This window comes from Pseudomonas sp. GW821-FHT03E01 (genome assembly GCF_059420765.1).
This window is the reverse complement of the sequence record NZ_JBWKUI010000007.1, coordinates 53,656-78,076: the sequence shown is the minus strand read 5'-3', so window position 1 is coordinate 78,076 and position 24,421 is coordinate 53,656. Positions and strand designations below refer to the sequence as shown.

Genomic DNA, 24,421 nt, shown 5'->3' with positions numbered 1-24,421 from the left:
CACCGCGTGAGTTTCACCACTCAGCAAAACTGCCATCGGCATGGCGCCAGATCGGGTTGCGCCAGCGGTGGCCGACGGCAGCACGCTCAATCACGTATTCCTCGTTGATCTCGATCCCCAAACCCGGCCCATTGGGGATCTTCACGAAGCCTTTGTCGTAGTCGAACACCCGCGGATCTTTCACATAGTCGAGCAGGTCATTGCTCTCGTTGTAATGGATGCCCAGGCTTTGTTCCTGAATGAACGCGTTGTAGCAAACCGCGTCCAGTTGCAGGCACGCCGCCAGGGCAATCGGCCCCAATGGGCAATGCAGCGCCAGCGCCACGTCGTAGGCTTCGGCCATGTTGGCGATCTTGCGGGTTTCGGTGATGCCGCCCGCATGGGACGCATCAGGCTGGATGATGTCGACGTAGCCTTCGCTGAGCACACGCTTGAAATCCCAACGCGAGAACAACCGCTCACCGAGGGCAATCGGTGTGCTGGTCAGCGGCGCCAGCTCCTTCAGCGCTTCGTAGTTTTCACTGAGCACCGGTTCTTCGATGAACATCAGTTTGTACGGGTCGAGTTCCTTCATCAGCACCTTGGCCATCGGCTTGTGCACCCGACCATGGAAGTCCACGCCGATGCCGACATTCGGGCCTACCGCATCGCGCACGGCGGCAACGTTGGCCAGCGCCAGGTCGACTTTCTCAAAGGAATCGAGGAATTGCAGCTCTTCGGTGCCGTTCATTTTCACCGCGGTGAAACCACGGCTGACCGCTTCTTTCGCGGCGCGAGCAGTGTCCGCCGGGCGATCACCACCGATCCAGGAATAAACCCGGATCTTGTCCCGCACCTGGCCACCCAGCAAATCGCTGACCGACACACCCAGCGCCTTGCCCTTGATGTCCCACAATGCCTGGTCGATACCGGCCAGCGCGCTCATGTGGATCGCCCCGCCCCGGTAGAAGCCGCCACGGTAGAGCACCGTCCAGATGTCTTCGATGTTGCGTGGATCTTTACCGATCAGGTAGTCGGACAATTCCTCGACCGCAGCAGCGACGGTGTGCGCGCGGCCTTCGACCACGGGCTCGCCCCAACCGGTCACGCCCTCGTCGGTCTCGACCTTGAGGAAGCACCAGCGCGGCGGAACGATGAAGGTGGTGAGTTTGGTGATTTTCATCTCTATTGTCTCTCTTGTAGATGCAGCGCTCACAGCGCCAGAAAGTCTTAACGCAGAGCGTTCCATGCAGCGACATATGCCTTGGCGCGCACCGCTACTTCGTCAGCCGTCATGCCCGGTTTGAACAACCCGGAGCCGAGACCGAAACCTTTGACGCCGGCCTCGACAAACACCTGCATGTTGTCTGGCGTAATCCCGCCCACTGGCACCAGCACCGTCCCCGCAGGCAACACCGCCAGCCAGGCTTTCACTACAGCTGGGCCCATCTGCTCGGCCGGGAACATCTTCAGCACATCCGCCCCTTCGGCCAGCGCGGCAAAGGCTTCGGTCGGCGTCGCCACGCCCGGCGACAGGAACAGCCCCGCTGCCTTCGCCGCGCGCAACACCTTGGCATCGCTGTGGGGCATGACGATCACCTGGCCGCCCGCCGCTTTCACCTGCTCGACCTGTTCCGGCGTCAACACCGTGCCCGCGCCGATCAGGCAATCGGCGGGTAATGTGCTGCGCAGGATGCGGATACTTTCGTACGGTTCAGGGGAATTAAGCGGCACTTCGATGACGCGAAATCCGGCCGAATACAGGACTTCGCCGACGGCTGCCGCCTCTTGCGGACGCAGGCCACGCAAGATCGCGATCAGACCGTTTTGTGCCAATGCTTGCTTGAGCATGTCAGACCTCCAGTCAGGTTTAACGGGATGAGGATGTCGTGATCAGTCCGGCGGCGACCGCCAACTGCCACAAGCCGCGTTCGGTAGCCTGCTCGGCCAGGGTCACCCGGGTAAAACCGCAGGCGTCGAGCGCCCGGCTGTAGCGAGCGCAGAGTTGAGCGTTGCCGATGAGGATGATCGAGGGCAGGTGCACGCTGTTGCGCCGACGTCGCTGAACGGTGGCCAGGGCCGACAGTTCATGGCCGATCAGCAGGCCGGACAGATAGTCCGGCTGAGCGGTGGCACTCAGCTCGCCGGTCAGCCCCAGACTGCGGGCACTGAACAACGTGGACAGCGGCCCGATCTCGCCATCCGCCGACAGCGCCACTTGCACGCCACGGTCAAACGCTTCGCCATCAAAAGACCCGCCGCGCTGCTGGGTGCGCCCGAGAATGCTGTGTTCGCTGAGTACGGCGAAGACTTCGCCGGTCATGAAGGTATCGAAATGCACGATGCAGCCGTCGGCCACTTGCACCCATTTCGAATGACTGCCCGGCAGGCCTATCAGCAGATCCCTACCCGCCTCGCCCGGCAGATTCTGCAATACGCCGAGGACCTGGGTTTCCTCGCCACGCATAACGTTGGGCAAGTGCGAACGCTGAATCACACCCGGCACGATGTGCACATCGACACCGCGAAGACTGCGAACGGTTTGTAGGGAAGTTCCGAGATTGGCGACATTCGCCGGCGTGTCGCAGTAAGCCGCTTCGCGCCAGCCCTGAGCACTGCCGACCATGCCACAGGCAATCACCGGAACGTCGGGCTGCGCGTCGAGCCAGTCACCGCAAGCCTCATCAAAGGCCAGTTCAAAACCGTCGGCGCATGCCTGACCGGCGATGGTTCGCGGCGTCTTGGGCAACTGCATGATCCCGGACGACAGCGCACGCTGTTCCAGCACCTGGCCACCGAAGCCGAGTTTGTAAGCACGTAATGAGGTTGTCCCCCAATCGAGCGCGATCAATTGCGCCAGCATCGCTTCACCTGTTTTGTTTTTTGGCAGTGAGTGAGCTGGACTATAGACCTGGACGCAGAGAAATCTCAATATATAAATATCATTCCCACATTATGGGATTTACAAATATAGCTAGATTTTCTTCGCCAAAGCTCTGCAACTCGGCCTCACCCACCGCGTGGGTTAGACCGCCGAGATTGCTGATTTCAGTCAGGGGTATACGTACTGGAAATCGGCCTTCGATGAGGGAAAGGCCGGGGTTTTCAAGATCACCGTGAGGCAGGCACTTGATGGTTTGATGAGCGGTAACTGGGAAGCGAGTGTGCAGTAAGGCTGCTTGCTTTCTGACAAGAAGCCTAACCGTTCGCTATTACTCTTTAGCAGCTGCCTTCAACAGATCTGCTGTCGGCACGCGCATAACATTTGAGAAGTATGTTTTGTAACGAGTGGTATGAACTCTGAACGTGCACAACATGAACTCACGCTTATCGAGAATCTCACGCAGTGCTTGACCGGTGAGAATAGTCTCTTTCCCTTGCAGTTCCTCAGCCTCGCGGAAGAGGATCATTGAAATATAATGCTCACCTGAAGAGTCTTTCACAAATTCGACAGTCCCTCTTCCAGAGCGTTTTATGTAATGCCCGACGGAAAAGTCAAGATCATCTTCCAGCGCACATACCAATCCCTCACCGATCTTGGACTTGAACAAACCCAAAAGCTCTGTATCACTGGTAAACCTTATCTGATAGGAATTACCACTCGGTGAAGTTTCCACCTTCTCGTAATGAAGCGTCGCGATGGGTCTTCCGTGATTTGAAGAGCACGAAGCACACAACACCATAAAAAGACAAAAAACAAAATTGCGCATAGTTATTTCTCTTTAAAGTAGCTGAGTATGGACTCCGCCAACAACTGGCGAGCAGACTTTCCACCGCCTAACGGCTTCGCGAACATAATGTTCGCATCTGCATGATTGACATCCACCCTGCCACTTACATTCGGACCCGACGTAATCTCCCATTGCTCACCGAAGTCCGCAACAAAGTCAGACACGTTCCGGTCGTTTACTTTTGCAGCTCGGACATTGATCCAGAATTCTGCTTTGGGTTTAGGAGTCAACCTGTAAATATTGGAAATGCCGTAGACAATTTTCCCTTCGCCCACCGGGTCCAGAGTAATCAACATCCTTATTTTGTACCCCTTATCCGTCAATACACTGGAGAGGTGTGCACCGTTCCAGCCACCCAGACTGTGTCCAACAATATAAACCGCTGTGGAGGTGTCAGGAATTTCACTCAGAACATTTTTTGCCAAATCTTCATCAGTTATAAATTTATTGTAGGCCATTGCCCGTACAGGGCACCGACAGAGATAGTTCAGAGCATCAGCATCCGCCAACACGTCGTCACGAACATAACTGACGTTCCAGTTAGGACCACTCAAGTAGTAACTTTCCTGATCCCCAGCCCCACCGATAAAAAAGATAAATATTTTCTTTACCGTAATGGCAACCTGCTTCACCGAAGTGTCTTTTGGGTCTGTCAGTGGATGATCGCAAACCTGTCTTTTCGGCAACGCTTCCTTCGCTGCCGCGTTTTCACCTGGCATCCCCAATTACTCCACAAACAATTTAATGGTTTCAGCCAAATGCGAACTGACAGTATGGGTAAACCCGGACGCATCCGTGATGCCATGCTCTTCGCTGCCGTCCCCACGCTGAATGGTGTAGGGGTGATAGGGAACCGGCTCTCCAGTCGCCTCATTGACCACTTGCAACCTGTCCGTGAAATGCACCGGCATCGGCAACAACCCACTGAACGTGGCGCCTCCCCCGCTTTGCCCAATAATGACGGTGCCGGAGCCTCCAACCACCACGTTGCCATGCCCGCCCGTACTATCGAGCGTTGCAGCGTTGAGGCCATTGATAAATACCGTGCTGGAGACCGCGCCGGTGATCGGGCTGCCGCAGGCGGATTTATCGGTCATTCGGGCAGCGCCGAGGCCGTCGAAGAACACGTCCGGGGAACCAGACACGATCGGGTTGGTGCCATGGCCCGGCAACGGGCACGCGGTCGGGTCGGTGACGCGCGCAGCGGGTTTTCCACTCAAGTCAAAGCTCCTTGCTACTGAGGTTCAGGGTGAGGCTGATAGATATCAATGTCGGCCGCGGCGAAGCGCCAGCGGTTATCGACCGGGTCGAATAGCGCGTGACAATCGTCATGGCTGTCGGGAGATGAAACGTTGTGAAGGGTTTGCCAGGCTTCGGCGACTTGCCATTCCATATCCGCATCCGAGACGCTGTCGAAGTCATTGAGCCAAGCGTTGTAGTCGCGCAAGCCGATCCGGTTATAGGACGTCTGCAGCAGGCTAGTCATTTGCGGGCCGAAGTCGATGTAATGCTCTGCGGTCCATTGACCGATGTCGGAATAGACGTACCAGCCCATGGGCAACAATGTGCCATCGTTCAATAACGATTGATCCGCCAGGACAACGAAGCCACAGCAGACGTGCAGCGTCAGCCAGCCCTGATGATCCTGGATCAACTGATTTGGATCGAACGTGCGAAGCGGGACAACGCGGTACTCCTCAAGACCGCGACTGCGCGCCATCAACTCGGCATCCAGACGCGAGACGAACGCCCGGATCGCCTTACCGCCCGTGCGATTGAGGGTGCAAAGGATGTCCACCGGCTGGCGATGGCGGTCGTCCGTGGAGCCGAGTTTTTTCACCAGGCCATACAAACGCATCGTCGCCCGAAGTCCGCTCATCGCCAGTCACTCATTGACGCGGCGAAGGCTCCACGGGCGTGGAGAAAGGGTGCCAAAGGCATTGCAAGTGTCGTCCGTGAGCGCGCAAAAGGCGCACAGAATGCAGGACTAGAGCGGTGTAGACAACCGATGCGTATCAGATCGCCATCAATCGATCAGCCGCCCTCGGCAAAATCCCTTAGCACCGCCCCATCCATCCGATACCGCACCCACTCTTCCTGCGGTTGTGCGCCTAGGGATTTGTAGAATTCAATCGCCGGTTTGTTCCAGTCCAGCACGCTCCATTCGAAACGGCCGCAGTCATTGGCACAGGCGATTTTTGCCAGGTGGCGCAGCAAGGTTTTACCGGCGCCGCCGCCCCGTTGTTCAGGGGTGATGTAGAGGTCTTCGAGGTACAGGCAATTGCTGCCCAGCCAGGTGGAATAGCTGAAGAAGAACACCGCGAAGCCGATCGGCAGGCCATCGCGCAGGCAGATCAGGCCATGGGCGGTGGCGCCTTCGCTGAACAGGCTGCGCTCGATGTCGGCGACGCTGGCGATGACTTCGTGGCGGGCACGTTCGAAGTCGGCCAGTTCAGTGATGAACGCGAGGATTTGCGGAGCATCGCTGGGGGTTGCCGGGCGGATTTCGATCGTCATGGACGTGCCTTGTCAAAAGTTGAAAACGCCATACTAAGTCCGCGCGCGGCGCTCGTCACATTTGAAATGATGGAGGGGGCCTTTGTGGCTAATGTCGCTTCGCTAAGTAATCTCAGCCGTAACACACTCTCCGTAGCAGCAGCCTCGCAGGCTCGGCAGCTGCTACGGATTGCATTTACGGTTTAACTTACTGGCATTGGAGCAAGCTCCCTCCCCACAAAAGCGTTTTCATACTTAGGACATTTATGAGCACCGCTGCTTTCGCACCTCTGCAGAATCTGGCTTCTGAACTGCTGCCCCATGCGCTGGAACCTGGCGAGGATGGCGCCCACGATCTGTCGCACTTGCAACGGGTATGGCACAACGTGCGCACGCTTCATGCTGAAGAAAGCGGTGATCTTGAGGTGCTGCTGGCCGCCGTGCTGTTGCACGATTGCGTGGCGGTGGAGAAGAACTCGCCGCTGCGTTCCCAGGCGTCACGGCTGGCGGCGCAGAAAGCGTCGACAGTGCTGACAGCCATGGATTGGCCTGACGCAAAAATCACCGCGGTCGTCCATGCCATTGAGGCCCATAGCTTCAGCGCCAACATCACACCCACGACCCTCGAAGCCCGAATCATCCAGGACGCCGACCGCCTCGACTCCCTTGGCATGCTCGGCGTGGCGCGTACTTTCTACATTGCCGGGCGCATGGGCAGCGCGCTGTACGACCCTGTGGACCCGGAGGCAAACGAGCGGGACTACGATGACAAACGCTTTTGCCTCGATCATTTCCAGACCAAATTGCTGCACCTGGCGGACGGCTTCCAAACGACCACCGGCCAGCGTCTGGCACAGGTTCGCCATCAACGCTTGAAGGGATTCATGGAGCTGTTCAAGGAAGAAATCGGCGTCGGCTGAGGAGCCAGAGCCACACCGCTCGTCGTTCATCAGGCACCAATCCCGGTCGGGGACGGACCAATATCGAGTAAGGGCTCGCCAATGCGAGCGAGGAGCAACACTCGTCCATCCCAACCAAGAGGTCACCATGAACGTCGATAAAAACCTGGAAAAAGAAGTCCTGACCCGCCTGCTGCATGCCCATCCAAGCGGCTTGGGCAAGGAGGTTCTGGACAATTACCGGGGGGAGAAAGTCGTGGCCAGCACCCTTGCGACGCTGCAGGAGCGTGGGCTGATCCAGCACGGTCATGTGATCTGCAACGAAGCCGGCGAGCACTCGCTGAACCTGCCGATCAAACTCAGCGCCGCTGGGGTTGAGGCGGCGCGCAAACTGGATAACTAACCGAGCAGGAGCTGGCGAAGCCTGCGCCAGCTCCTATAGCCAGGAGAAATCCCATGCCTCGTGGAAGCAAAGACAAATACACCGCCGAGCAGAAACGCAAGGCCGAACACATCGAAGAAAACTACGAACGCAAAGGCGTGTCGAAAGATGAAGCCGAGGCCCGCGCCTGGGCGACGGTAAACAAGCAGTCGGGTGGCGGTGAGCGCGCCGGCGGCTCGGGACGCAAGAAACCGGCCGCTGCCAAGTCTGCCGATCGCAAGGAATCAGCCCGCCGTGCAGTCGCCACCCGTGAGGGCAAACCGCGCAACAGCAAGGCGTCACGCGATACCCAGACGGTGGACAGCCTGATGAGGGAAGCCCGGGCGAAGAAGATTCCGGGGCGCTCGAGCATGCGCAAGCAAGAGTTGATCGAGGCGTTGCGCAAGGCGGGTTGAAAGTCAGGATTAAGGGTGAATTTGAGGGCCGATGGCGGCTGATCAGGCGCTGAAAGTTTCGCGGATCAACGCGTCCACCTCCACCGCCCCCGGCGAAGTCGCCGGCCCCCAACGAGTGACCGCCAACGCCGCTGCCGCGTTCGCCCGCCGTGCCGCTTCAGCCGCCGACAAGCCCTGCGCCAACCCGGCCACAAACACCCCGGCATGGGCATCCCCCGCACCGTTGCTGTCGACGGCCGAGACCTTGAATCCCGGCACCTGCTGACGGTCGCCATGCTGGCTGATCCAGCAACCCTGCGGCCCATCGCGAACCACCATCAGGGCGTCCGTCGGCAACTGATCCGCCAAAATATTCAACGCCTCGGCAGTGTCCGACGTCCCGGTAAACCGAAGCGCCTCGACACGGTTGCTGGTCCACAGATCGATGCGCGGCAGCAAGGCCTTCATCAGCGGTGCGTCCGGCGAATCCACCAACGGTCCCGGATCGAATACCACTTTGATCCCGTCCGGCAACTCCAGCACCCAATCCACCAGCACCTGAGCCTTGCCGGCATGCAGCAGGCTGTAGCCGCTGACATAGACAAAGTCGCCCGCCTCGGCCGGCACACTGGCCAGGTCTTCGGCGGTCAATTCGCCTTCGGCACCGATGTAGGAAATGAACGTACGTTCGGCCGAGGCTTCAGTCAGTGCGACACACAACCCGGTGTCGCGCTCAGCACGGTGAGCGATGCCGATCCGAATGCCTTCTGCCGCCATCGCCTCCCGGGCCAGATCACCAAAACGGCCGTTGCCATGGCGCCCGAGGTAAACCACCGGCAAGCCGTTCCGTCGGGCCGCGGCCATCACATTGAAACCGCCGCCCGCCTCGAAACGGGCGGATTGCGCCAGCGCGTCACCGCCCGAATGAGGCAATCTATCCACGGCCATGACCAGGTCGATGATGACCTGGCCGGTGTGCAGCAGCCTAGACATGCGCAGGCTCGAGCAACGCGGTACGACGGTCCTTGGCGCCGCCGAGCACCCAGTAAATCCCGCCAGCCACCACGAACGTCACGATCCAGCCCAAGCCGTTGTGGCCCAGCCATGAGTCGGACAGGAAGCCCCGGAACCAGACATCTTGTTCAGTGGTGCCAATGGTGGTGAAGCTGAAACCCAACACAATCGCCACCGCCCACGCACCGAATGCACGCCACTCGACGCCGCCGCGATACCAGTAGGCGCTGCTCGGGCTGACGTCCAGCAGGTCCTTGGGGCTGTAGTAATGACGATGGATCAGGTCGACCACGAAGATCCCGACCCACGCCGTGATGGGCACCGCCAGCAAGGAAATGAAGGTAATGAACGGACCGTAGAAGCTCTCGGCGATCAGCATGAAATAGATCGAGCCGGCGAAGATCGCCACGATATCGACCACCACCGCGTACACGCGCTTGACCTTCAGGCCGAGGGTCAAGGTGGTCAGCCCGGCGGAGTACACCGACAGGTTGTTCGACAGCAGTAGCCCGCCGAACGCGGTGATCAGGTACGGCACCGCCATCCAGCTCGGCAGCATGTCGCGGATCGCGACAATCGGGTCAGTGGCCGAGGCCAGATCGTTGTTACCCACCGACAGCAGACCGCCAAGGGTGATCAGCAGCACCAGCGGAATCCCCGCACCGAACGCCGCCGACGCCACCAGGCGCACCGCTTTGACGCTGCGGTGCTGGTAGCGCGACATGTCCGCGCCGGCGTTGGCCCAACCGATCCCGGTGCCGGCGGCCATGGTGCCGATGCCGATGATCATCGCGCTCAGCGGTGCTGGCGTGGCATTGAATACGGCGCTCCAATCGATGGTCGCGCAGAGGAAACCACCGACCAGGATATTCAGCGCACCGAACACATAGGTTGCCCATTTCTGGATCACCAACAATGTGGCGTGGCCGAGACCGGACACCGACAACGTCAGCAGCACGAAAATCGCGATGAACACCAGGGTCAGCAGCGGCGCGCTTTTGGCTTCCACCGGCGAGCCGAACACTATCGAGCACAGCGACAGCAGGACGAACGCGGCGGTGGTGGTATTGACCGTTTCCCAACCCAGGCGCGACATCAGCGAGACTAGCGTCGGGCCGATATTGCCACGTACGCCGAAGATCGCTCGCGACAGTGTCAGGCTCGGTGCGCGGCCACGACGACCGGCAATGGAGATGATCCCCACCACCGCAAAAGAACCGGCGGCACCAAGGATCGCGACGATGATCGCTTGCCAGATCGCCAGGCCGCGAAAGGCCACCAGCGTGGCACCCAACGGCAAGCCGAGAATGGAAATGTTGGCCGCGAACCAGACCCAGAACAGTTGCAGCGGATGACCGTTGCACTCCCCCTCCGGTACCGGTTCTATACCACGGGTTTCCAGTTGTCCGGCGCTTTGCCCGGCGTTCGATGAACTCATGAAAATGCTCCTTGCAATTGTTATGGTGTGGGCAATCTCGGAGGACAAAACAACAGCCGGCCGTCCTGCCCGTGTTTGTGCGTTCCATTGCGGGTGAAAAATTCAAGTATGCGGCGTGTTCATCGCGGGCAAGCCCGCGATGGGGCCAGTCCAGTCAACGTAAAGCCAACAGTCCTTTTACCAACGGTTCCAACTCCAACGAGTTAACCGCTTTAACCTGCTCGATCATCGCCACCGGCCAACTCTCAAGCCCCAGACAGGCCCCGAGCATCGCGCCGAGCATCGCCGCGATGGTGTCGGTGTCACCGCCCAGGCTCGCGGCCATGCACAGCGCTTCAAAGGCCGTCATCTCGCCGATGGCCACTTGCTGGGCCAGCGCAAACGACACCACCACCGATTCCTGTGCGGCCACCGAAGTGCCGATCACGTCGTACAGCAAATCCGCCAGCAACGCCTTGTCGCTGTCGATGCCGATACTCCGCGCCCAACTGATGCGCGAGGCAATCCGCCCGCCGGCGACCCAGTGGCCGTGACTTTCTGCCTGCTGCGCGAATTGCTGGCCGAGGTTCAACGCCTCGCCCAGGTCCATGCCGTTGATCCCGGCGGAAACCACTGCCGCCACCGCCGCCGCACTGGCAATCCCCAGCGTGGTGTTGTGGGTCACCTGACAGGCTTGCACCACGGCGCGGATGAAACGCTCTGGATCGGCGACATCGGCCGCAATCCCCACCGGGGTGATGCGCATCGCCGCGCCATTGGTGGTGCCATAGCGCCCCGCCTCTTCCAGCGAGTGGCCGGCGAGGATCATTTCGATCGCGCGTTTGGTCGAAGGGCCGAGCAAGTCTTGCGAGCCCTTGGCCTGCATCCCGGCTTCCCATTCGATCAATCGTTGGGCCAGTACCGCCGGTTCGATCCGGCCCTCGCCCTCGATCAACAACCGAGCGACCAGAATCGCCTGCTCGGTATCGTCGGTGATAGAACCTTTGGGCAGGTTCGCGGCAATCGGTTGATCGGGGCCTGCGTCTTGCAGATCGGTGATTTCAACGAAGCGCGCCTTGATGTCGGCGCGGCTCAGGGATTGGGTCGGCATGCCCAGCGCATCGCCCAGGGCCAGTCCATAGAACGCGCCGAGGGCACGGTTGAGCGCGGTCATTTTGGAGCTCCAAACTGCAAATGCAGACGAAAGTGCACCGGATCGAGCAGGCTTTCGACCTGCTCCATAAAACGGTTCTGACGGTCGTAGGTGGTGCGCAGGGCCTTGAGGAACACCGTGCCGACCGGGCGCCCGAGCAGTTCGGCGTCTTCGGCGTTCAAGGGTTCGGCACCGATCCACTGATCGCCGTGCTCGCCGACATAGCCGTAGGCAGCCAACGTGATGGTCAGGGAGTTATCAATCAGTCCCACTCGCGGCAGGCCTTCCAGGCCTCCGGTCGCGGGCATTAACGCGCGTTCCAGAGACACCAGCGTACCGTCGGTGGCGCGCCGGCGACGGTCGAGGGTGATGAATTGATCGGTGCCGAACCGCGACAGCAGGTCAGGACGGGTCACCGCCTCCAGTCGCAGCACTTCGGTATTGATCAACGCCCCGCTGTCCGCCAGTGCCTGGGCCCAGCCGCTGCTCTGATCGAGCACTACGCCGTCGTAAGTAACGATGGAACCGACTCCGCTTTGCGTGGCGATGTAATGACGCCGTTTCAGTTCGGCCAGGGCTTCACGCAGCGTGCCGCGGCTGACCTTGAATTCTTGAGCCAACTGATGTTCACCCGGCAATAGCAAGCCGTCCTCCATGAGGCCGCTTTCGATGCGCCGGACAAGCTCATCGATAATCCGTTGTTTCTTGTCAAATCGTACCTGTCTAACCATGTACAAAGTGATAACCGAAAGGGATTAGGGCGAGCAAGGGATATTTTGTGGCTGGATTGTGTGACAGACAGACCGCTTTCGCGGGCAAGCCTCGCTCCTACAGGGGGATCTGCACGGTACTGTAGGAGCGAGGCTTGCCCGCGAAGGCGTCGGCACATCCAGTATCCATGTGCCGGGCATCCCGCTCCCCCGGGAAAATCAGCGTTGTTTCAGTCGGTCGATCACAACCGCCAGCAACAGGATCGAACCACGAATCACGTACTGATAGAAGGTATCGATGTTCTTCAGGTTCATCGCATTCTCGATGATCGCCAGAATCAGCACCCCGGCAATCACATGCCGAATCATCCCGATCCCGCCGCTCAGCGACACCCCGCCCAACACGCAAGCCGAGATCACTGTGAGCTCGAAACCCTGGCCAATCATCGGCTGCCCCGAGGTCATGCGCGACGCCAGAATCACCCCGGCCAACGCACCAATCACCCCGTGCACGGCGAAGATGATGATCTTGGTTCGGTCAACGTTGACCCCAGCCAGCAACGCCGCTTCCTGGTTGCCACCGATGGCCATGGTGTTGCGCCCGTAGGTGGTGTAATTCAGCAGCCAGCCGAAAAACAGGAAGCAAACGATGGTGATCAGAATCGGCACCGGCACACCGAATAACTGGCCATTACCGAAGACGAAAAACGACTCCTGGGACACGCCCACCGCTTTGCCGTTGGCAAAAATGTAAGCCAGGCCACGAACGATCTGCATCGTCGCCAGTGTGGTAATCAATGCATTGACCCGCAGCTTGGCGATCACGATCCCGTTGATCAGACCGACAATCAGCCCCATCACCAGCGCCGCACTGACGCCGAGGAACACGCTGTTGGTGTCGCGCATCACCACCGCCGCGACCACGCCGGCGCAGGCAATCACCGAGCCCACGGACAAGTCGAAGTGCCCCGACGCCAGGCAATACAACATGGTGCAGGCGGCAATTCCGGTGGTGGAAATCGCCAGGCCCAGACCCCGCATGTTCAGCGGCGACAGGAAGTTGTCGATCAGCAAGGTGCAGAGCACGAAGATCCCGACGGCCGCCAGCAGCATTACCCAGTCATCGAGAAAGCGTCGCAGGTCCAGCGGTTTGCGCGGGGTTGGCAGAGCGTTGTTTTGGATGGTCATAGTCACCTCTCAGTTCGCCACGTCGGCAGCGCGTTGGCGTGGCAAAGCCAGTTGCAGCAGGTTGGATTCATTGGCGTGTTCGCGGGTCAGTTCGCCGCGCATCGTGCCTTCGCAGAGCACCAGGATGCGGTCGGAAATACCCATGACTTCCATCAGGTCGCTGGACACCACAATCACCGCAATACCGCTGGCGGCCAGGTTGTGGATGATCTGGTAGATCTCGGCTTTGGCGCCGATGTCGATGCCGCGTGTAGGCTCATCGAGCAGCAGGACTTTCATCGGCATCGACAGCCAGCGACCGAGAATCGCCTTCTGCTGATTGCCGCCGGACAGGTACATGATTTTCTGCGCCGCGTTGGGCGTCTTCACCTTCAGCGCCTTGATCTGCTTGTCGGCGTTGCCCTTTTCCCACAGCCCGCGCAACAGGCAACCGAAGGTGGAATGAGCACCACGAGCACTGATGTTGATGTTCTCGGCGACACTGGCGAGCGGCAGGATGCCCTCCTTCTTGCGGTCCTCGGGGCACAGCAGAATCCCCGCCGCAATGGCATCGCGCGGTGAACGCAGTTTCAGTTCATGTCCACGCAACTCCAGGCGTCCGGCCGTGTTGTGGGTAAGTCCGCTGAGCATGCGAAACAGCTCGGTGCGGCCCGCGCCAACCAAGCCGAACAGACCCAGAATCTCGCCCTTGTGCACCTCGAAACTCACCGGTTCACGCAAACCCGGCCCCAGCAAACCGTCAACCTTGAGCGCCACCGCGCCACGCGGGCGGCTGCGGTAATCGTAGATATCCTGAATGTCGCGACCGACCATGCACGTCACCAACTGGTCATGGGTCAGCGCGCTCATGTCCTCGAAGGTGCGCACGAAGCGACCGTCCTTGAACACCGTTACCGCGTTGCAAATACGGAACACTTCCTCCATGCGATGGGAGACGTAGAGCACCACTTTGCCTTCGTCGCGCAGGCGCCCGATGATTGCCATCAAGCGATCGATCTCCCGCGCCGACAGGCTGCTGGTGGGTTCGTCGAACGCAATCACATGCGCGCCACGGGACAGCGCCTTGGCGATTTCCACCAGTTGCCGCTGACCGAGGGACAAGCGCCCGACTTTCTCTTGTGGATCGATTTCATCGGCCAGGCCTTTGAGGCAGGCCAGTGCCTGTTGCCGCAAAACGCTGCGATTGATCAGGCCGAAACTTGCCGGCAGATGCCCAAGAAACAGGTTCTCGGCCACGGTCATTTCCGGCACCAGGTGCAGCTCCTGATGGATCACCGCGACCCCGCTGCCAATGCTGTCGGCAGTGGATTTGAAGACCCTCGTCTGCTCGCCGATCCGCAGGTCGCCGCTGCTCGGCGTGTAAGCACCGCCGAGGATCTTCAGCAGTGTGGATTTACCGGCGCCGTTCTCGCCCATCAAGGCATGAACCTGCCCCGGATGCGCGACGAAGCTGATGCCGTCCAGCGCCTTCACCCCGGGAAAGGTTTTGCCGATCCCGTTGAAGCGCAGGCTGCCGCCAATGCGCTGTTCATCTGTTTGTACGTGTGCGTGCATAACCCACCTCATCACACCGATCAGGCGGCCCCGTCGCCGGGGCCGCCAATGAAATCAACCGACCCTCAATTCCACAGGCCGATCTTTTCCAGTTCCTGCTTGAAGTTGTCGCGCGTGATCAGCGTCACGTCGTCCATGGCGGTGTATTTCGGCGGTTCTTTGCCGGTGGTGACCCACTCGTGCATCATGCTGGCGGTGTTGTAGCCCTCGATGTGCGGGCTCGGCAGCATCGAGCCGAAGAAGCCGCTGTTGGCTTTCTTCAGTTCGCCGATGGCATCGGTGCCGTTGATGCCGATACCGATTACGTTGGCGGCGGCAAAACCGGCGCTTTCGGTGGCGCGCACGCCGCCCAGCACGGTGTTGTCGTTCATCCCGCCGATGATCAGGTTTTTCGCCCCGCTCGGGAGCTTCACCAGCGCCGAGTTGGTGGCGTCCATGCTGCCAGGTACGTCGAGGGTTTTCAGGGCCGAGAACAGAATGTGGTCTTTCGGCATCCCGGCGTCTTCCAGGGCTTTAACCGAACCGTCGGTGCGTTTCTTGCCGGTATCGAGTTCGTTGAAGGTGTTGATCACCGCATAGGTTTGTTTCCAGTCCCAGCCGCGTTTTTTCGCTTCGGCGGCCATGGCGGCGCCCTGCTTCTGGCCAACTTCGAAAGCTGCCATGCCGAGGTATGGCACGTCCTCCATGAACTTGCCGCCGGCATCGACGAAACGGTCATCGACAGCGATCACTTTCAAACCGTTGAGCTTGGCCTTTGCCATGATCGCAGGGCCCAGGGAGACGTCCGGCGGGCAGATCACGAAGCCCTTGGCGCCGTTCGCCGCCAGGCTGTCGATGGCCGAAAGGGTTTTCTCGCCATCAGGCACAGCGATCTTGATGACGGTGAAGCCCTTGTCCTTGGCGGCCTTTTCAGCGAAGGCCCACTCGGTCTGGAACCAGGGCTCTTCGGCCTGCTTGACCAGAAAACCGATCTTCACTTCCTCGGCCGCCAGCAACGTACTGCTCAGGCTGACCGCGGTGACCGCCAAAGCGGCACAGCACAGGGAACGGATCCCACGACGACGTTTCATAAGCTGACTCCTTGTTATTTTTTTTGAGCGTTAGTTGAAAGCCAATACAGCGGTCGAAGCATGTAGCCAATAGTCATATCGTATGATGATTGTATTTCAGGCGTAGTTTTGCGCCTGAAACCCAAGTTATTCAGTCGTGGTACATGACCGAACGACCACCATCGATGGTGATGCACGAAGCGTTGATGAATGGCGCCTCATCGCTGGCCAGGAACACGGCAGTCATCGCCACTTCGATTGGCTGACCGATGCGGCGCGGTGGATGCAAGTCGAAGGCCCGTTGACGTTCGGCATGAGGGTCGGCAAAGCCGTTCCAGTAGTCGACGTTCAGTTGGGTTTCGATATAGCCCGGTGCGATGGCGTTGACGCGAATGCCCTTGGGTGCGTATTCGATGCCCAAGGCGCGGGTCAGCCCGAGCAAGCCATGCTTGGCCACCGGGTACGGGAAGCAGCCGGGAATGATGTGAGTGGAATGGGTCGAGGCGATGTTGATGATGCTGCCGATGCCCTGCTCGATCATCTGCGGCAGCACGGCTTTGCAGCCATACCAGGCGCCGTCCAGGTCGATGGCGAAGCAACGATGCCAGTCGTCCTCGGTCATTTGCAGCGGATCACGGAACACGTTGACCCCGGCGCAGTTGACCAGCACGTCGATGCGACCGTGAAGCTCAATGGCCAACTTGGCCATGGCGTGCAGGTCTTGCTGGCGCGATACGTCGGCCTTGATCGCCACGACATCCGCGCCTTGTTCACGCCAATGCGCCGCGACTTTTTCGACTTTCTCGGCCTGGATATCGCTGATGACCAGCTTGGCTTGCTGGGACGCAAAGGTCGCGACAATCGCTTCGCCGATCCCCTGAGCGGCGCCGGTCAACAGCACGACCTTGTTTTTGAGGCGCTCACCCTTCGGCGGTTCGGGCACCGGTGGCAAGGAAAGGGGTTCAGCCATGGATCAACACTCCTGTTCGAGGGCACGACGAAAACCGGACATCTGTCGATGTCCGGTCAAAAGGCTTTTGGGAATAGGCAGGCAGGCGTGCAAACGCCCGGGCGCCGGGGCGGCCTGAAGCACTGTCGACCCAAGGGAGGACGGTGGAATATCGCTGCATCACTTCACCTGTTTTGTTTTTTTAAGTGTGAGTGCGTGTAACTGATGGGGCCGACTATAAACCCGGCCACCAACAAATCTCAATATATAATTTTGTATCCCATATTTTGGGATTTAGCCTGCAAATCTCTGACAGGGCTTTCCGGGCACATCGACTCGAACCGACAACACCGCACCATCCAATGGATGGTTGAGCGGGCTCGCCGCACTGGTGATGTACAAGGTCTTGAAGTCTTCGCCACCAAACACGCAACTGGTGGGGCGACTGACAGGCAGTTCGATCACCCGATCGACATGACCGTCCGGGCTCAGCCTGAGCAAGCAACTGCCGTCCCAGCGGGCGTTCCAGATATAGCCCTCGGCATCCATCGCCGAGCCGTCGGGGCCACCCCGTTCGTGGGGGCCAAACCAGACGCAGGCGGTGTCGAGGTTGCCGTCGGTATGGATGAAATGTTGGTACAACGTACCGTCGAGGCTGTCGGCGAAATACAGGGTTGTGCCGTCGTCGCTCCATAGCAATGTGTTGGGGATGCCGAGCCCTCGAAGCAGCGGCGTGACCCGAGCATCGCGGTCGATGCGAAACAGGCCACCGGAGCGGCGCACGATCGGCAAATCTTCGCCCTGCTCGCCGATGTTGTTTTGCATGGTGCCCAGCCAGAGCCGGCCCAAGGCATCGCAGCGGGCTTCGTTGGCGCGATTGCCGGGTTGCGGATCGGCCACACAGAGCAAGGTCAGCCGAGGCTCCAGGCCGGGAGAGTTCAGGTCCAGCCGATAAACCCCACTGCTCAATGTCACCAGGGCATCGCCACTTTCGCAGGGGATGAATGCGGACACGTGTTCCGGCATCTGCCAGATTTCCACATTGGCGCCGATCAATCGCAGCGCCTGTTGGCCGGCGATATCGACCCAGTACAGCGCCTGGGTCGGTGCATCCCAGAACGGACCTTCACCGAGTCGCGCACGGTGTTCGGTAACCGCAGTCCACGTCATGAAACCTCCTTTTTATGCTTTTATGTGGGAGCGAGCCTGGTCAGCTTACCTTCTTGTCGGCCATGACTTGGGGGTAAAACCGTTTGATCGCCAGGTCGGCGTTATCGATCAGGGTCATGCAGGCCCACACACCCCGCGCAGCATCCCGGGCGGCGATGGCGTCGGCCATGTCTTTGTGAATCGGCAAGGTTCGGCGCAGTTCGTCCGGGTCGGCGGCAGACACTTCGAACGACACTGCCAGCAGCGCGCCGAGGGCCGGGACCATTTGTTCGATGAATTGATTGTGGCTGGCGGCGAGGATGCACTCATGGAAGAACTGGTCGGCGCGGTTGTAATCGATGCCGCTGTCTACGGCTCGTTCCAGCGCGTTGTAGGCCTGAAGCACGGCTTGCACTTGTTCCACCGTCGCGCGCTCGCAGGCCCAACGCACCGCCATCGGTTCGATGGTACGACGCAGGTCAAGCAAGTCGTCGACGAAGTTTTCCGGCAAACCGCTGCGCGACAGCCAGCCGACGACTTGTGGATCGAAGAGGTTCCAGCGCCGTACCGGCAACACCCGCGTGCCGACCTTCGGCCCGACTTCGAGCATGCCTTTGGCGACCAGGGTTTTGATCGCTTCGCGGATGACCGTACGGCTGACCCCAAGCTGCTCGCCCAAGTCGGCTTCAACCTTGATGGTCTGACCGGGCTTCACCTGGCCAGCGGCAATCCAGCACCCCAGCCAATCAACCGTCGACGCGTGAAAACTGCTGGACATGGGTACCTCACCGCCCGGTGAAAATAAAAATGAAACGACACGAAAGCCGTTCGCAATGGATGCCCACGCTAATCATCATATGATTGGGTGTCAATTGGATTTTTCTGGAGTTCTTGCCAACACAGGCATGACTGTTCGTCCGATTACTCCCCCGGCGCTTTGAACCCACCCATTTTGTAAACTACGGTTAGCCCGCAACAGATCAGGCTGTTTCATTAAAATCCGCTATCGTCAGGTATGAACATGGACATGGATGCGTCTACGAAATACCCCATTGTGTTGGTTCACGGTCTTTTCGGCTTCGACAGAATCGCCGGTTATCCGTACTTCTTCGAAATCGAGGAAGCCCTGGAACGTGCTGGTGCCCAGGTGTTTGCCGTGAATATTCCAACCGTCAACGGCAATGAGGAACGCGGTGAAAAACTGCTCGAACACGTCGACCGTATTTTGCGGGAAACGGGCGCCGCCAAGGTCAATCTGATCGGCCATAGCCAAGGTCCGCTGGCCGCACGCTACGTCGCAGCCCTGTACCCGGAAAAGGTTGCGTCGGTCACCTCGGTCAGTTGCCCTAACCACGGCTCCGAGATTGCCGACCAACTGCACAAGGCACTGACACCCGGAGAATTACCCGAAGCCTTGGTATTAGCCCTGTTAGGCGCAGTCGGCACCTTCATTTCGTTGATCAGTGGCCATCCGGAAAACCCCATCGACCCTCAAGCGGCGTTCGAATCGCTGACCAGCGCAGGCCTGGCCGCCTTCAATCGCAAGTACCCGCAAGGGCTGCCAAAGGTTTGGGGCGGGGAAGGCAACGAAGTTGAGAACGGCGTGTATTACTACTCCTGGAGCGGGATCGTGCAGAACTTTCAAAGCCTGCAACTCCTCGACCCGACCCATTTGAACTGTAAAGTGCTGTCACAGTTATTTTATAAAGAGAAGCACGCCAATGATGGGCTGGTCGGCCGCTACAGCTCTCATTTGGGCAAAGTGATCCGCTCGGATTACCCCATGGACCACTTTGATGCAGTCAACCAGATGGCCGGGATCAACAGTTGGAACGTGAGCCCGGTGATGCTCTACCTTGAACACGCCGCCCGGCTCAAGAGCAAGGGTTTGTAAGCCCATAAAAAACGGCCCGCTGCAATAACGGGCCGTTTCGTTTCTCGGGTTCAGCGCTTACGGCTCAAGTCCGATCGGGAAAAACTCGCCACCGCTCCAGACACCGAGCCAGCTCTGCCCGTCAATCTCACGGCTCACCGCCAGCTCTACCAATTGATAGAACACATTGCGGTGAATCAGCGCTTCAAGGTTGCTGCGCACATGCACGTACGGTGCGGGCTCCTGAGTCACCGAGTCGATCACCACGCGCATGGGGTGCTCGACACCGGCGTCGGTGGTTTCATCGACGTTGGTGGTAAAGCGCAAGACCTGAGCCTCACCCTCGCCTTCGACTTCCACGGCTATCGCCACGAACGGTGCGTCGTCGACCTTGATGCCGACCTTTTCGACTGGAGTAATCAGAAAGTAATCATCGCCGTCGCGGCGAATGATGGTGGAGAACAGCTTGACCATCGGCTTGCGCCCGATCGGCGTGCCCAGGTAATACCAGGTGCCGTCGCGGGAGATGCGCATGTCGATGTCGCCGCAGAAGTCGGGGTTCCACAAGTGGACCGGTGGCAAACCTTTGGTTTTGGGGATTTGTCCCAACAGGTCATTGGCTTTTTGCGGGCCACTCATGGCGTTCTCCTTTTAATTACTGATCGCTGAGCCCCAACAGGCTACGAGCGTATTGCTCCAGCGGCGGGCCCAGAAGATCTTCTGGCCTGTTATCGTAGAACGTCAGTAAACCGCCACGACTCTTGATACGTGCAGTATCGATCAAATACTGGGTGCTGGTCTCGATCAACATGATCTGAATGACGCCACTGTCGATCCCGAGGCGATCCGAGCGCTCCTGGTCGATCAAATCGTCCGCGTTGCCGATGCGGTCGTCGGCCTTGGCAAAACGTGTATAGAGCAGGTAGTGAGCACCGGCGGCACGGGCTTCTCCCATGGCGGCGTCGAGGCCTTCCGGCGCGCGGGCGCGGCGGACCATCGGGAAATATTCGATAAAGCCGTTGAAGGCTTCTTCGGCCACCACGTTAGGTCGCGGAGAAGCAATGCCCGGTGGCGCGAAGGCGCCCTGGGCGATGTAGATGAAGGAGTCCGGCTGAATGCGGATGTTATTCACGCGACGGCTGTCGCTATGGTCCAGCAGCCCCACGTCGCTCATGTGGTAGCGAGTTCCTTCGGCCATATCGCTGACATTCATGCAGCCGCCAAGTGCCAAAACGGCCAGCAGCAAAACCAGGCTACGCATCCTTCCCTCCAGAAGCCGGTGACGGAAAACCGGCGAATGGCCGAGGGATGCAGCTTCCGCGCCAGCTCAGGTCATGTGCATTTTCAGTCTGAACAGACCTGTGGCGAGGGAGCTTGCTCCCGTTCGGCTGCGCAGCAGTCGTAAGTTCCAGGGAATGCGGAGCGTTTGGTAATTTTAGGGCCGCTTCGCGCCCCAGCGGGAGCAAGCTCCCTCGCCACAGCAAGCGCCCTTCACCGCAAGACCCGGTCAGCCGCCGATGATTTTCATGATGGTCGCGCCACCGGAGAACGCCACTTCCTGCTTGTCCCCCAGAGCCTTCACCAGCAGTCGCTGCAAGGCCGGCAATGCCTGATGACGGGGTTTGTCCAGCAGATCGCCGACATAGTGGCGATTGCTCGACGACAGGCAGCCATGCAGCCAGCCAGTGGACGACAAGCGCAGACGCGAGCAGGTGCGGCAGAACGGCACGCTTTCGTTGGCGATCACGCCGAAGTGGCCCTGTCCCGGAATCTCGTAGCGCACCGCCGTGGCATCGACCGGCGCGTCGGCCTGCAGATATTCGTAGTGTTCGCCGATCAGGCTCAGCAATTGCTGAAGGCTGACGAACTGTTGCAGGAAGGCGTTGGAATCACTGGCCAAGTGACCCATGCGCATCAACTCGATGAAGCGCAGCTCGTAGCCGCGTTCCAGGCAGTAATCGAGCAATGGCATCACCTGATCGAGGTTTTGCCCACGCAGCGGCACCATATTGACCTTGATCTTCATGCCGGCTGCCGCGGCCTGGGCCATGCCGTCGAGCACGGTCGCCAGATCGCCGCCGCGGGCAATGCTGCGGAAAGCCCCGGCGTCCAGGGTATCGAGGGAAACGTTGATGCGCCGAATGCCGGCATCCACCAGCAGCGGCAGCTTCTTCGCCAACAGCTGGCCATTGGTGGTCAGGCTGATGTCCGCCAGCCCCATCTGCCCGACGGCGGTCATGAAGGCTTCGAGCTTGGGGCTGACCAGTGGCTCGCCACCGGTAATGCGCAGACGCTCGATGCCGGCTGCTTCGATCAGATAAGCCACGCCGCGTGCCATCGCCTCGGCCGACAACTCATCCTGCGCAGCCACCAGCCGTTTGCCGTTGGGCACGCAGTAGGTACAGGCGTAGTTGCAGGCGGAGGTCAGACTGATCCGCAAATTGCGAAAACGCCTGCCTTGACGGTCAACGATCATGGATCACTCCGGCGAAAGAAGATTCGAACGCGCAAAACTTGACTCACAAATCAAGTTTTAGCAAGCCCTATGCCTGAGTATATTCCTGCGGTACTGCGCCACGTAGCTAAATCATGGCTCATGGCGCAATTAGACAACTGGATGGCTCAGCTGCTCGGAGTGTCGGTATCGCGCTTGCGCTTGTTGCCCATGCGCACGCCGATGTCCATCAGGAACTGGAAGAAACCTTCCTGATCTTCCAGCACATTGCTCCAGAACGGCGAGTGATACAGCGCCACGGCGCCATGCACCAGCGCCCAGGCTGCGCAGTAATGGAAGTAAGGCGGCACGTCTTCGAGCTTGCCTTCGCTGATCCGGCCCTTGATCAGCAGGGTCAGGCGTTCGAAGTTCGAGGCGCGGATCTTGTGCAGTTCCTCGACCATCTCCGGTACCTGGTTGCCCTTGACCACCTTTTCTTCCAGGCGATCGAACAACCGATAGCGTTGCGGATCGCGCATGCGGAATTCGAAGTAGGCCCGGGACAGGGCTTCCTTGTCCTTATCGACATCGGCGGAATGCAACAGCTCGTTCAAATCACGCTCGTAGTCGAGCATCAGGCGCAGGTAGATCTCCGCCTTGGATTTGAAGTGCTTGTAGATCGTGCCTTTGCCGATACCTACGGCATCAGCAATCATCTCGACGGTGACACTGTCTTCACCTTGTTCGAGGAACAGCTTGAGCGCGGTATCGAGAATTTCTTGCTCGCGGCGACGAAACTCACGGACCTTACGAGGTTCTTTATGCATAAGAAAAGGTCTGTAGGGGTCAAAATTCGAAGCCGCGTATTATGCCTAACTTACGCCAAAATGCACGGATCATCCGACCATATATGTGTTTCTTGATGAATTCACGCGACCTCGCCGGCTGATGAGAACTCAACCGAAGCGCACGTATTCCAAATTTGTTTAAAAACCCGACCAACCAAACTGGACTCGGCGCGATACTGATCAATACTTCAACTGTCGGCGAGGCATCTCCCCCAAGTGTCGCGCCGATGAAGGTACCAAAGGATTGCGTGCCTTTGTTTTACTCCTAATGGTCTTAACCCGGATTCACCCCCCAGAACCCGGGTTTTTTTTGCCTGCAATTTGGGAGCAAAGCCCGCCACAGGTTGCGACTTTTTCCAACGTTACGCCGATGCCCTGACGTGCGCCAACGGAAATAACCGCTTGAAATTCTCGGTAGTCTGCTCGGCAAATCGCTCGTAGGGCTCGCCTCGTAACATTGCCAGAAATTCCGCTACCTCACGCACGTACTGCGGCAGGTTCGGTTTGCCGCGATACGGGATCGGCGCCAGGTACGGCGAATCGGTTTCCACCAGCAAGCGGTCGGCCGGCACTTTGCTGGCCACATCGCGCAAGGCATCGGCATTGCGAAAAGTGACAATACCGGACAGGGAAATGTAATAACCCATATCCAGCGCGGCCTTGGCCATCTCCCAGTCTTCGGTGAAGCAATGCAGAACGCCTGCTTGAGGCAGCGCCGCCTCACGCAGCAGTTCGAGGGTGTCGGCCCGGGCGCCCCGGGTATGAATGATTACCGGCTTGCCGGTCTGTTGCGCCGCTTGCAGGTGCAGGCGGAACGACTCCTGCTGCAACTCTGCCGCTTCCGGTTCGTAGTGGTAATCCAGGCCGGTTTCCCCGATCGCCACCACCCGCGGATGATTGAGTTCGCGCAACAGCCAATCCAGCGCCGGAGCGGCACCGGGCTGCACATCCAGCGGATGCACGCCGACCGAACAATCGACGTCGTCGTAGCGTTCGGCCAGGGCTTTGACATCGGCGGCGTTATCGGCGCTGACGCCAATGCACAGAAAGTGCCCTACTCCCCTCTGACGAGCTGCGTCTAGCGCGGCATCCAGGGAGCCGTCGTGGGCGGTGAGGTCGAGGCGATCAAGGTGGCAATGGGAATCTACAAGCATAAAAGGGC

At 59.3% G+C, this 24,421-nt stretch carries 27 protein-coding genes; 4 read left to right on the top strand and 23 right to left on the bottom strand.

Annotation, left to right across the window (positions count from 1 at the left end; genetic code table 11):
- Positions 1–13: 13 nt before the first annotated feature.
- The 8 genes from dgoD to AC07VO_RS13545 all read right to left on the bottom strand — a co-directional run bounded on the left by dgoD (position 14) and on the right by AC07VO_RS13545 (position 6,227).
- Positions 14–1,162 carry a galactonate dehydratase gene (dgoD, locus tag AC07VO_RS13580; RefSeq protein WP_007903915.1) on the bottom strand — a complete coding sequence of 383 codons (1,149 nt, stop codon included), beginning with the start codon at positions 1,160–1,162 and terminating at the stop codon, positions 14–16.
- 47 nt (positions 1,163–1,209) lie between these two features.
- Positions 1,210–1,830: a 2-dehydro-3-deoxy-6-phosphogalactonate aldolase gene (locus tag AC07VO_RS13575; RefSeq protein WP_018926189.1), complete on the bottom strand. Its 621-nt coding sequence runs from the start codon at positions 1,828–1,830 to the stop codon at positions 1,210–1,212.
- Positions 1,831–1,849: 19 nt separating this feature from the next.
- Positions 1,850–2,842: a 2-dehydro-3-deoxygalactonokinase gene (locus AC07VO_RS13570; RefSeq protein WP_495007584.1), complete on the bottom strand. Its 993-nt coding sequence runs from the start codon at positions 2,840–2,842 to the stop codon at positions 1,850–1,852.
- 349 nt (positions 2,843–3,191) lie between these two features.
- Positions 3,192–3,689 carry a hypothetical protein gene (locus AC07VO_RS13565; protein WP_019650460.1) on the bottom strand — a complete coding sequence of 166 codons (498 nt, stop codon included), beginning with the start codon at positions 3,687–3,689 and terminating at the stop codon, positions 3,192–3,194.
- 2 nt (positions 3,690–3,691) lie between these two features.
- A complete protein-coding gene (locus AC07VO_RS13560; protein WP_495007583.1) occupies positions 3,692–4,429 on the bottom strand; it encodes an alpha/beta hydrolase family protein in 738 nt (245 codons plus the stop codon).
- Between the two features lie 6 nt (positions 4,430–4,435).
- Entirely contained in the window at positions 4,436–4,930 is a 495-nt protein-coding gene (locus AC07VO_RS13555; protein ID WP_064616611.1) for a PAAR domain-containing protein, read from the bottom strand.
- Positions 4,931–4,944: 14 nt separating this feature from the next.
- Positions 4,945–5,589, bottom strand: a complete 645-nt coding sequence (locus AC07VO_RS13550) for a hypothetical protein (RefSeq protein WP_064616609.1) — start codon at positions 5,587–5,589, stop codon at positions 4,945–4,947.
- A gap of 155 nt (positions 5,590–5,744) precedes the next feature.
- On the bottom strand, positions 5,745–6,227 hold the full coding sequence (locus tag AC07VO_RS13545) for a GNAT family N-acetyltransferase (RefSeq protein WP_018926195.1): 483 nt from the start codon (positions 6,225–6,227) through the stop codon (positions 5,745–5,747).
- A 245-nt stretch (positions 6,228–6,472) separates the two neighbouring features.
- Between AC07VO_RS13545 and AC07VO_RS13540 the strand changes: the two genes are divergently transcribed.
- The 3 genes from AC07VO_RS13540 (at position 6,473) to AC07VO_RS13530 (ending at position 7,942) form a co-directional block, all read left to right on the top strand.
- Complete coding sequence (locus AC07VO_RS13540; RefSeq protein WP_019582749.1) at positions 6,473–7,126, top strand: HD domain-containing protein; 654 nt, start codon at positions 6,473–6,475, stop codon at positions 7,124–7,126.
- A 127-nt stretch (positions 7,127–7,253) separates the two neighbouring features.
- A complete protein-coding gene (locus AC07VO_RS13535) occupies positions 7,254–7,508 on the top strand; it encodes a hypothetical protein (protein ID WP_018926197.1) in 255 nt (84 codons plus the stop codon).
- A gap of 53 nt (positions 7,509–7,561) precedes the next feature.
- Positions 7,562–7,942 (top strand): Rho termination factor N-terminal domain-containing protein, encoded by a 381-nt coding sequence (locus tag AC07VO_RS13530; protein ID WP_477743477.1) that lies wholly within the window; start codon positions 7,562–7,564, stop codon positions 7,940–7,942.
- 42 nt (positions 7,943–7,984) lie between these two features.
- Here the strand turns inward: AC07VO_RS13530 and AC07VO_RS13525 are convergent, their stop codons facing one another.
- The 10 genes from AC07VO_RS13525 to AC07VO_RS13480 form a co-directional block, all read right to left on the bottom strand.
- Positions 7,985–8,914 (bottom strand): PfkB family carbohydrate kinase, encoded by a 930-nt coding sequence (locus tag AC07VO_RS13525; protein ID WP_495007582.1) that lies wholly within the window; start codon positions 8,912–8,914, stop codon positions 7,985–7,987.
- Positions 8,907–10,373 carry a purine-cytosine permease family protein gene (locus AC07VO_RS13520; protein WP_018926200.1) on the bottom strand — a complete coding sequence of 489 codons (1,467 nt, stop codon included), beginning with the start codon at positions 10,371–10,373 and terminating at the stop codon, positions 8,907–8,909. Before AC07VO_RS13520 ends, AC07VO_RS13525 begins: the two co-directional genes overlap by 8 nt.
- A 154-nt stretch (positions 10,374–10,527) precedes the next feature.
- Positions 10,528–11,526: an ADP-ribosylglycohydrolase family protein gene (locus AC07VO_RS13515; protein ID WP_495007581.1), complete on the bottom strand. Its 999-nt coding sequence runs from the start codon at positions 11,524–11,526 to the stop codon at positions 10,528–10,530.
- Entirely contained in the window at positions 11,523–12,236 is a 714-nt protein-coding gene (locus AC07VO_RS13510; protein ID WP_026286427.1) for a GntR family transcriptional regulator, read from the bottom strand. The genes AC07VO_RS13515 and AC07VO_RS13510 overlap by 4 nt, the downstream gene beginning before the upstream one ends.
- A 198-nt stretch (positions 12,237–12,434) precedes the next feature.
- A complete protein-coding gene (gene araH, locus AC07VO_RS13505; RefSeq protein WP_018926203.1) occupies positions 12,435–13,403 on the bottom strand; it encodes an L-arabinose ABC transporter permease AraH in 969 nt (322 codons plus the stop codon).
- Positions 13,404–13,412: 9 nt separating this feature from the next.
- A complete protein-coding gene (araG, locus tag AC07VO_RS13500) occupies positions 13,413–14,957 on the bottom strand; it encodes an L-arabinose ABC transporter ATP-binding protein AraG (RefSeq protein WP_495007580.1) in 1,545 nt (514 codons plus the stop codon).
- 65 nt (positions 14,958–15,022) lie between these two features.
- A complete protein-coding gene (locus AC07VO_RS13495) occupies positions 15,023–16,027 on the bottom strand; it encodes a substrate-binding domain-containing protein (RefSeq protein WP_018926205.1) in 1,005 nt (334 codons plus the stop codon).
- A gap of 130 nt (positions 16,028–16,157) precedes the next feature.
- Positions 16,158–16,976: an SDR family oxidoreductase gene (locus AC07VO_RS13490; RefSeq protein ID WP_018926206.1), complete on the bottom strand. Its 819-nt coding sequence runs from the start codon at positions 16,974–16,976 to the stop codon at positions 16,158–16,160.
- Positions 16,977–17,249: 273 nt separating this feature from the next.
- Complete coding sequence (locus tag AC07VO_RS13485; protein ID WP_018926207.1) at positions 17,250–18,125, bottom strand: SMP-30/gluconolactonase/LRE family protein; 876 nt, start codon at positions 18,123–18,125, stop codon at positions 17,250–17,252.
- 40 nt (positions 18,126–18,165) lie between these two features.
- The gene (locus AC07VO_RS13480) at positions 18,166–18,882 is read right to left on the bottom strand and encodes a FadR/GntR family transcriptional regulator (protein WP_495007579.1); all 717 of its coding nucleotides are present in this window, start codon (positions 18,880–18,882) and stop codon (positions 18,166–18,168) included.
- 243 nt (positions 18,883–19,125) lie between these two features.
- Here AC07VO_RS13480 and AC07VO_RS13475 point away from each other — a divergent pair, with 243 nt between their 5' ends.
- Complete coding sequence (locus AC07VO_RS13475) at positions 19,126–19,998, top strand: esterase/lipase family protein (RefSeq protein WP_019582740.1); 873 nt, start codon at positions 19,126–19,128, stop codon at positions 19,996–19,998.
- A 57-nt stretch (positions 19,999–20,055) separates the two neighbouring features.
- On the opposite strand, the gene AC07VO_RS13470 is transcribed toward AC07VO_RS13475, so the two are convergent.
- The 5 genes from AC07VO_RS13470 to AC07VO_RS13450 form a co-directional block, all read right to left on the bottom strand.
- The gene (locus tag AC07VO_RS13470; protein ID WP_064616598.1) at positions 20,056–20,616 is read right to left on the bottom strand and encodes a DUF1285 domain-containing protein; all 561 of its coding nucleotides are present in this window, start codon (positions 20,614–20,616) and stop codon (positions 20,056–20,058) included.
- Positions 20,617–20,632: 16 nt separating this feature from the next.
- Positions 20,633–21,238, bottom strand: coding sequence for a DUF4823 domain-containing protein (locus AC07VO_RS13465; RefSeq protein WP_064616596.1), 606 nt, complete (start codon positions 21,236–21,238; stop codon positions 20,633–20,635).
- 246 nt (positions 21,239–21,484) lie between these two features.
- On the bottom strand, positions 21,485–22,453 hold the full coding sequence (locus tag AC07VO_RS13460) for a GTP 3',8-cyclase MoaA (protein WP_018926212.1): 969 nt from the start codon (positions 22,451–22,453) through the stop codon (positions 21,485–21,487).
- A 146-nt stretch (positions 22,454–22,599) separates the two neighbouring features.
- Complete coding sequence (locus AC07VO_RS13455) at positions 22,600–23,238, bottom strand: TetR/AcrR family transcriptional regulator (RefSeq protein WP_007942012.1); 639 nt, start codon at positions 23,236–23,238, stop codon at positions 22,600–22,602.
- A 383-nt stretch (positions 23,239–23,621) separates the two neighbouring features.
- Positions 23,622–24,413, bottom strand: coding sequence for a TatD family hydrolase (locus tag AC07VO_RS13450; RefSeq protein WP_018926213.1), 792 nt, complete (start codon positions 24,411–24,413; stop codon positions 23,622–23,624).
- Between the last annotated feature and the right edge of the window lie 8 nt (positions 24,414–24,421).

Bases quoted from the DNA above. Each gene is read 5' to 3' on its own strand.
- AC07VO_RS13530 (WP_477743477.1), top strand. From the start codon at position 7,562: ATGCCTCGTGGAAGCAAAGACAAATACACCGCCGAGCAGAAACGCAAG.
- AC07VO_RS13545 (WP_018926195.1), bottom strand. From the start codon at position 6,227: ATGACGATCGAAATCCGCCCGGCAACCCCCAGCGATGCTCCGCAAATC.
- AC07VO_RS13520 (WP_018926200.1), bottom strand. From the start codon at position 10,373: ATGAGTTCATCGAACGCCGGGCAAAGCGCCGGACAACTGGAAACCCGT.
- araG (WP_495007580.1), bottom strand. From the start codon at position 14,957: ATGCACGCACACGTACAAACAGATGAACAGCGCATTGGCGGCAGCCTG.
- AC07VO_RS13495 (WP_018926205.1), bottom strand. From the start codon at position 16,027: ATGAAACGTCGTCGTGGGATCCGTTCCCTGTGCTGTGCCGCTTTGGCG.
- AC07VO_RS13575 (WP_018926189.1), bottom strand. From the start codon at position 1,830: ATGCTCAAGCAAGCATTGGCACAAAACGGTCTGATCGCGATCTTGCGT.
- AC07VO_RS13485 (WP_018926207.1), bottom strand. From the start codon at position 18,125: ATGACGTGGACTGCGGTTACCGAACACCGTGCGCGACTCGGTGAAGGT.
- AC07VO_RS13565 (WP_019650460.1), bottom strand. From the start codon at position 3,689: ATGCGCAATTTTGTTTTTTGTCTTTTTATGGTGTTGTGTGCTTCGTGC.
- araH (WP_018926203.1), bottom strand. From the start codon at position 13,403: ATGACCATCCAAAACAACGCTCTGCCAACCCCGCGCAAACCGCTGGAC.
- AC07VO_RS13560 (WP_495007583.1), bottom strand. From the start codon at position 4,429: ATGCCAGGTGAAAACGCGGCAGCGAAGGAAGCGTTGCCGAAAAGACAG.
- dgoD (WP_007903915.1), bottom strand. From the start codon at position 1,162: ATGAAAATCACCAAACTCACCACCTTCATCGTTCCGCCGCGCTGGTGC.
- AC07VO_RS13510 (WP_026286427.1), bottom strand. From the start codon at position 12,236: ATGGTTAGACAGGTACGATTTGACAAGAAACAACGGATTATCGATGAG.
- AC07VO_RS13475 (WP_019582740.1), top strand. From the start codon at position 19,126: ATGGACATGGATGCGTCTACGAAATACCCCATTGTGTTGGTTCACGGT.
- AC07VO_RS13460 (WP_018926212.1), bottom strand. From the start codon at position 22,453: ATGATCGTTGACCGTCAAGGCAGGCGTTTTCGCAATTTGCGGATCAGT.
- AC07VO_RS13470 (WP_064616598.1), bottom strand. From the start codon at position 20,616: ATGAGTGGCCCGCAAAAAGCCAATGACCTGTTGGGACAAATCCCCAAA.
- AC07VO_RS13540 (WP_019582749.1), top strand. From the start codon at position 6,473: ATGAGCACCGCTGCTTTCGCACCTCTGCAGAATCTGGCTTCTGAACTG.
- AC07VO_RS13525 (WP_495007582.1), bottom strand. From the start codon at position 8,914: ATGTCTAGGCTGCTGCACACCGGCCAGGTCATCATCGACCTGGTCATG.
- AC07VO_RS13450 (WP_018926213.1), bottom strand. From the start codon at position 24,413: ATGCTTGTAGATTCCCATTGCCACCTTGATCGCCTCGACCTCACCGCC.
- AC07VO_RS13490 (WP_018926206.1), bottom strand. From the start codon at position 16,976: ATGGCTGAACCCCTTTCCTTGCCACCGGTGCCCGAACCGCCGAAGGGT.
- AC07VO_RS13535 (WP_018926197.1), top strand. From the start codon at position 7,254: ATGAACGTCGATAAAAACCTGGAAAAAGAAGTCCTGACCCGCCTGCTG.
- AC07VO_RS13550 (WP_064616609.1), bottom strand. From the start codon at position 5,589: ATGAGCGGACTTCGGGCGACGATGCGTTTGTATGGCCTGGTGAAAAAA.
- AC07VO_RS13480 (WP_495007579.1), bottom strand. From the start codon at position 18,882: ATGTCCAGCAGTTTTCACGCGTCGACGGTTGATTGGCTGGGGTGCTGG.
- AC07VO_RS13455 (WP_007942012.1), bottom strand. From the start codon at position 23,238: ATGCATAAAGAACCTCGTAAGGTCCGTGAGTTTCGTCGCCGCGAGCAA.
- AC07VO_RS13515 (WP_495007581.1), bottom strand. From the start codon at position 11,526: ATGACCGCGCTCAACCGTGCCCTCGGCGCGTTCTATGGACTGGCCCTG.
- AC07VO_RS13465 (WP_064616596.1), bottom strand. From the start codon at position 21,238: ATGCGTAGCCTGGTTTTGCTGCTGGCCGTTTTGGCACTTGGCGGCTGC.
- AC07VO_RS13570 (WP_495007584.1), bottom strand. From the start codon at position 2,842: ATGCTGGCGCAATTGATCGCGCTCGATTGGGGGACAACCTCATTACGT.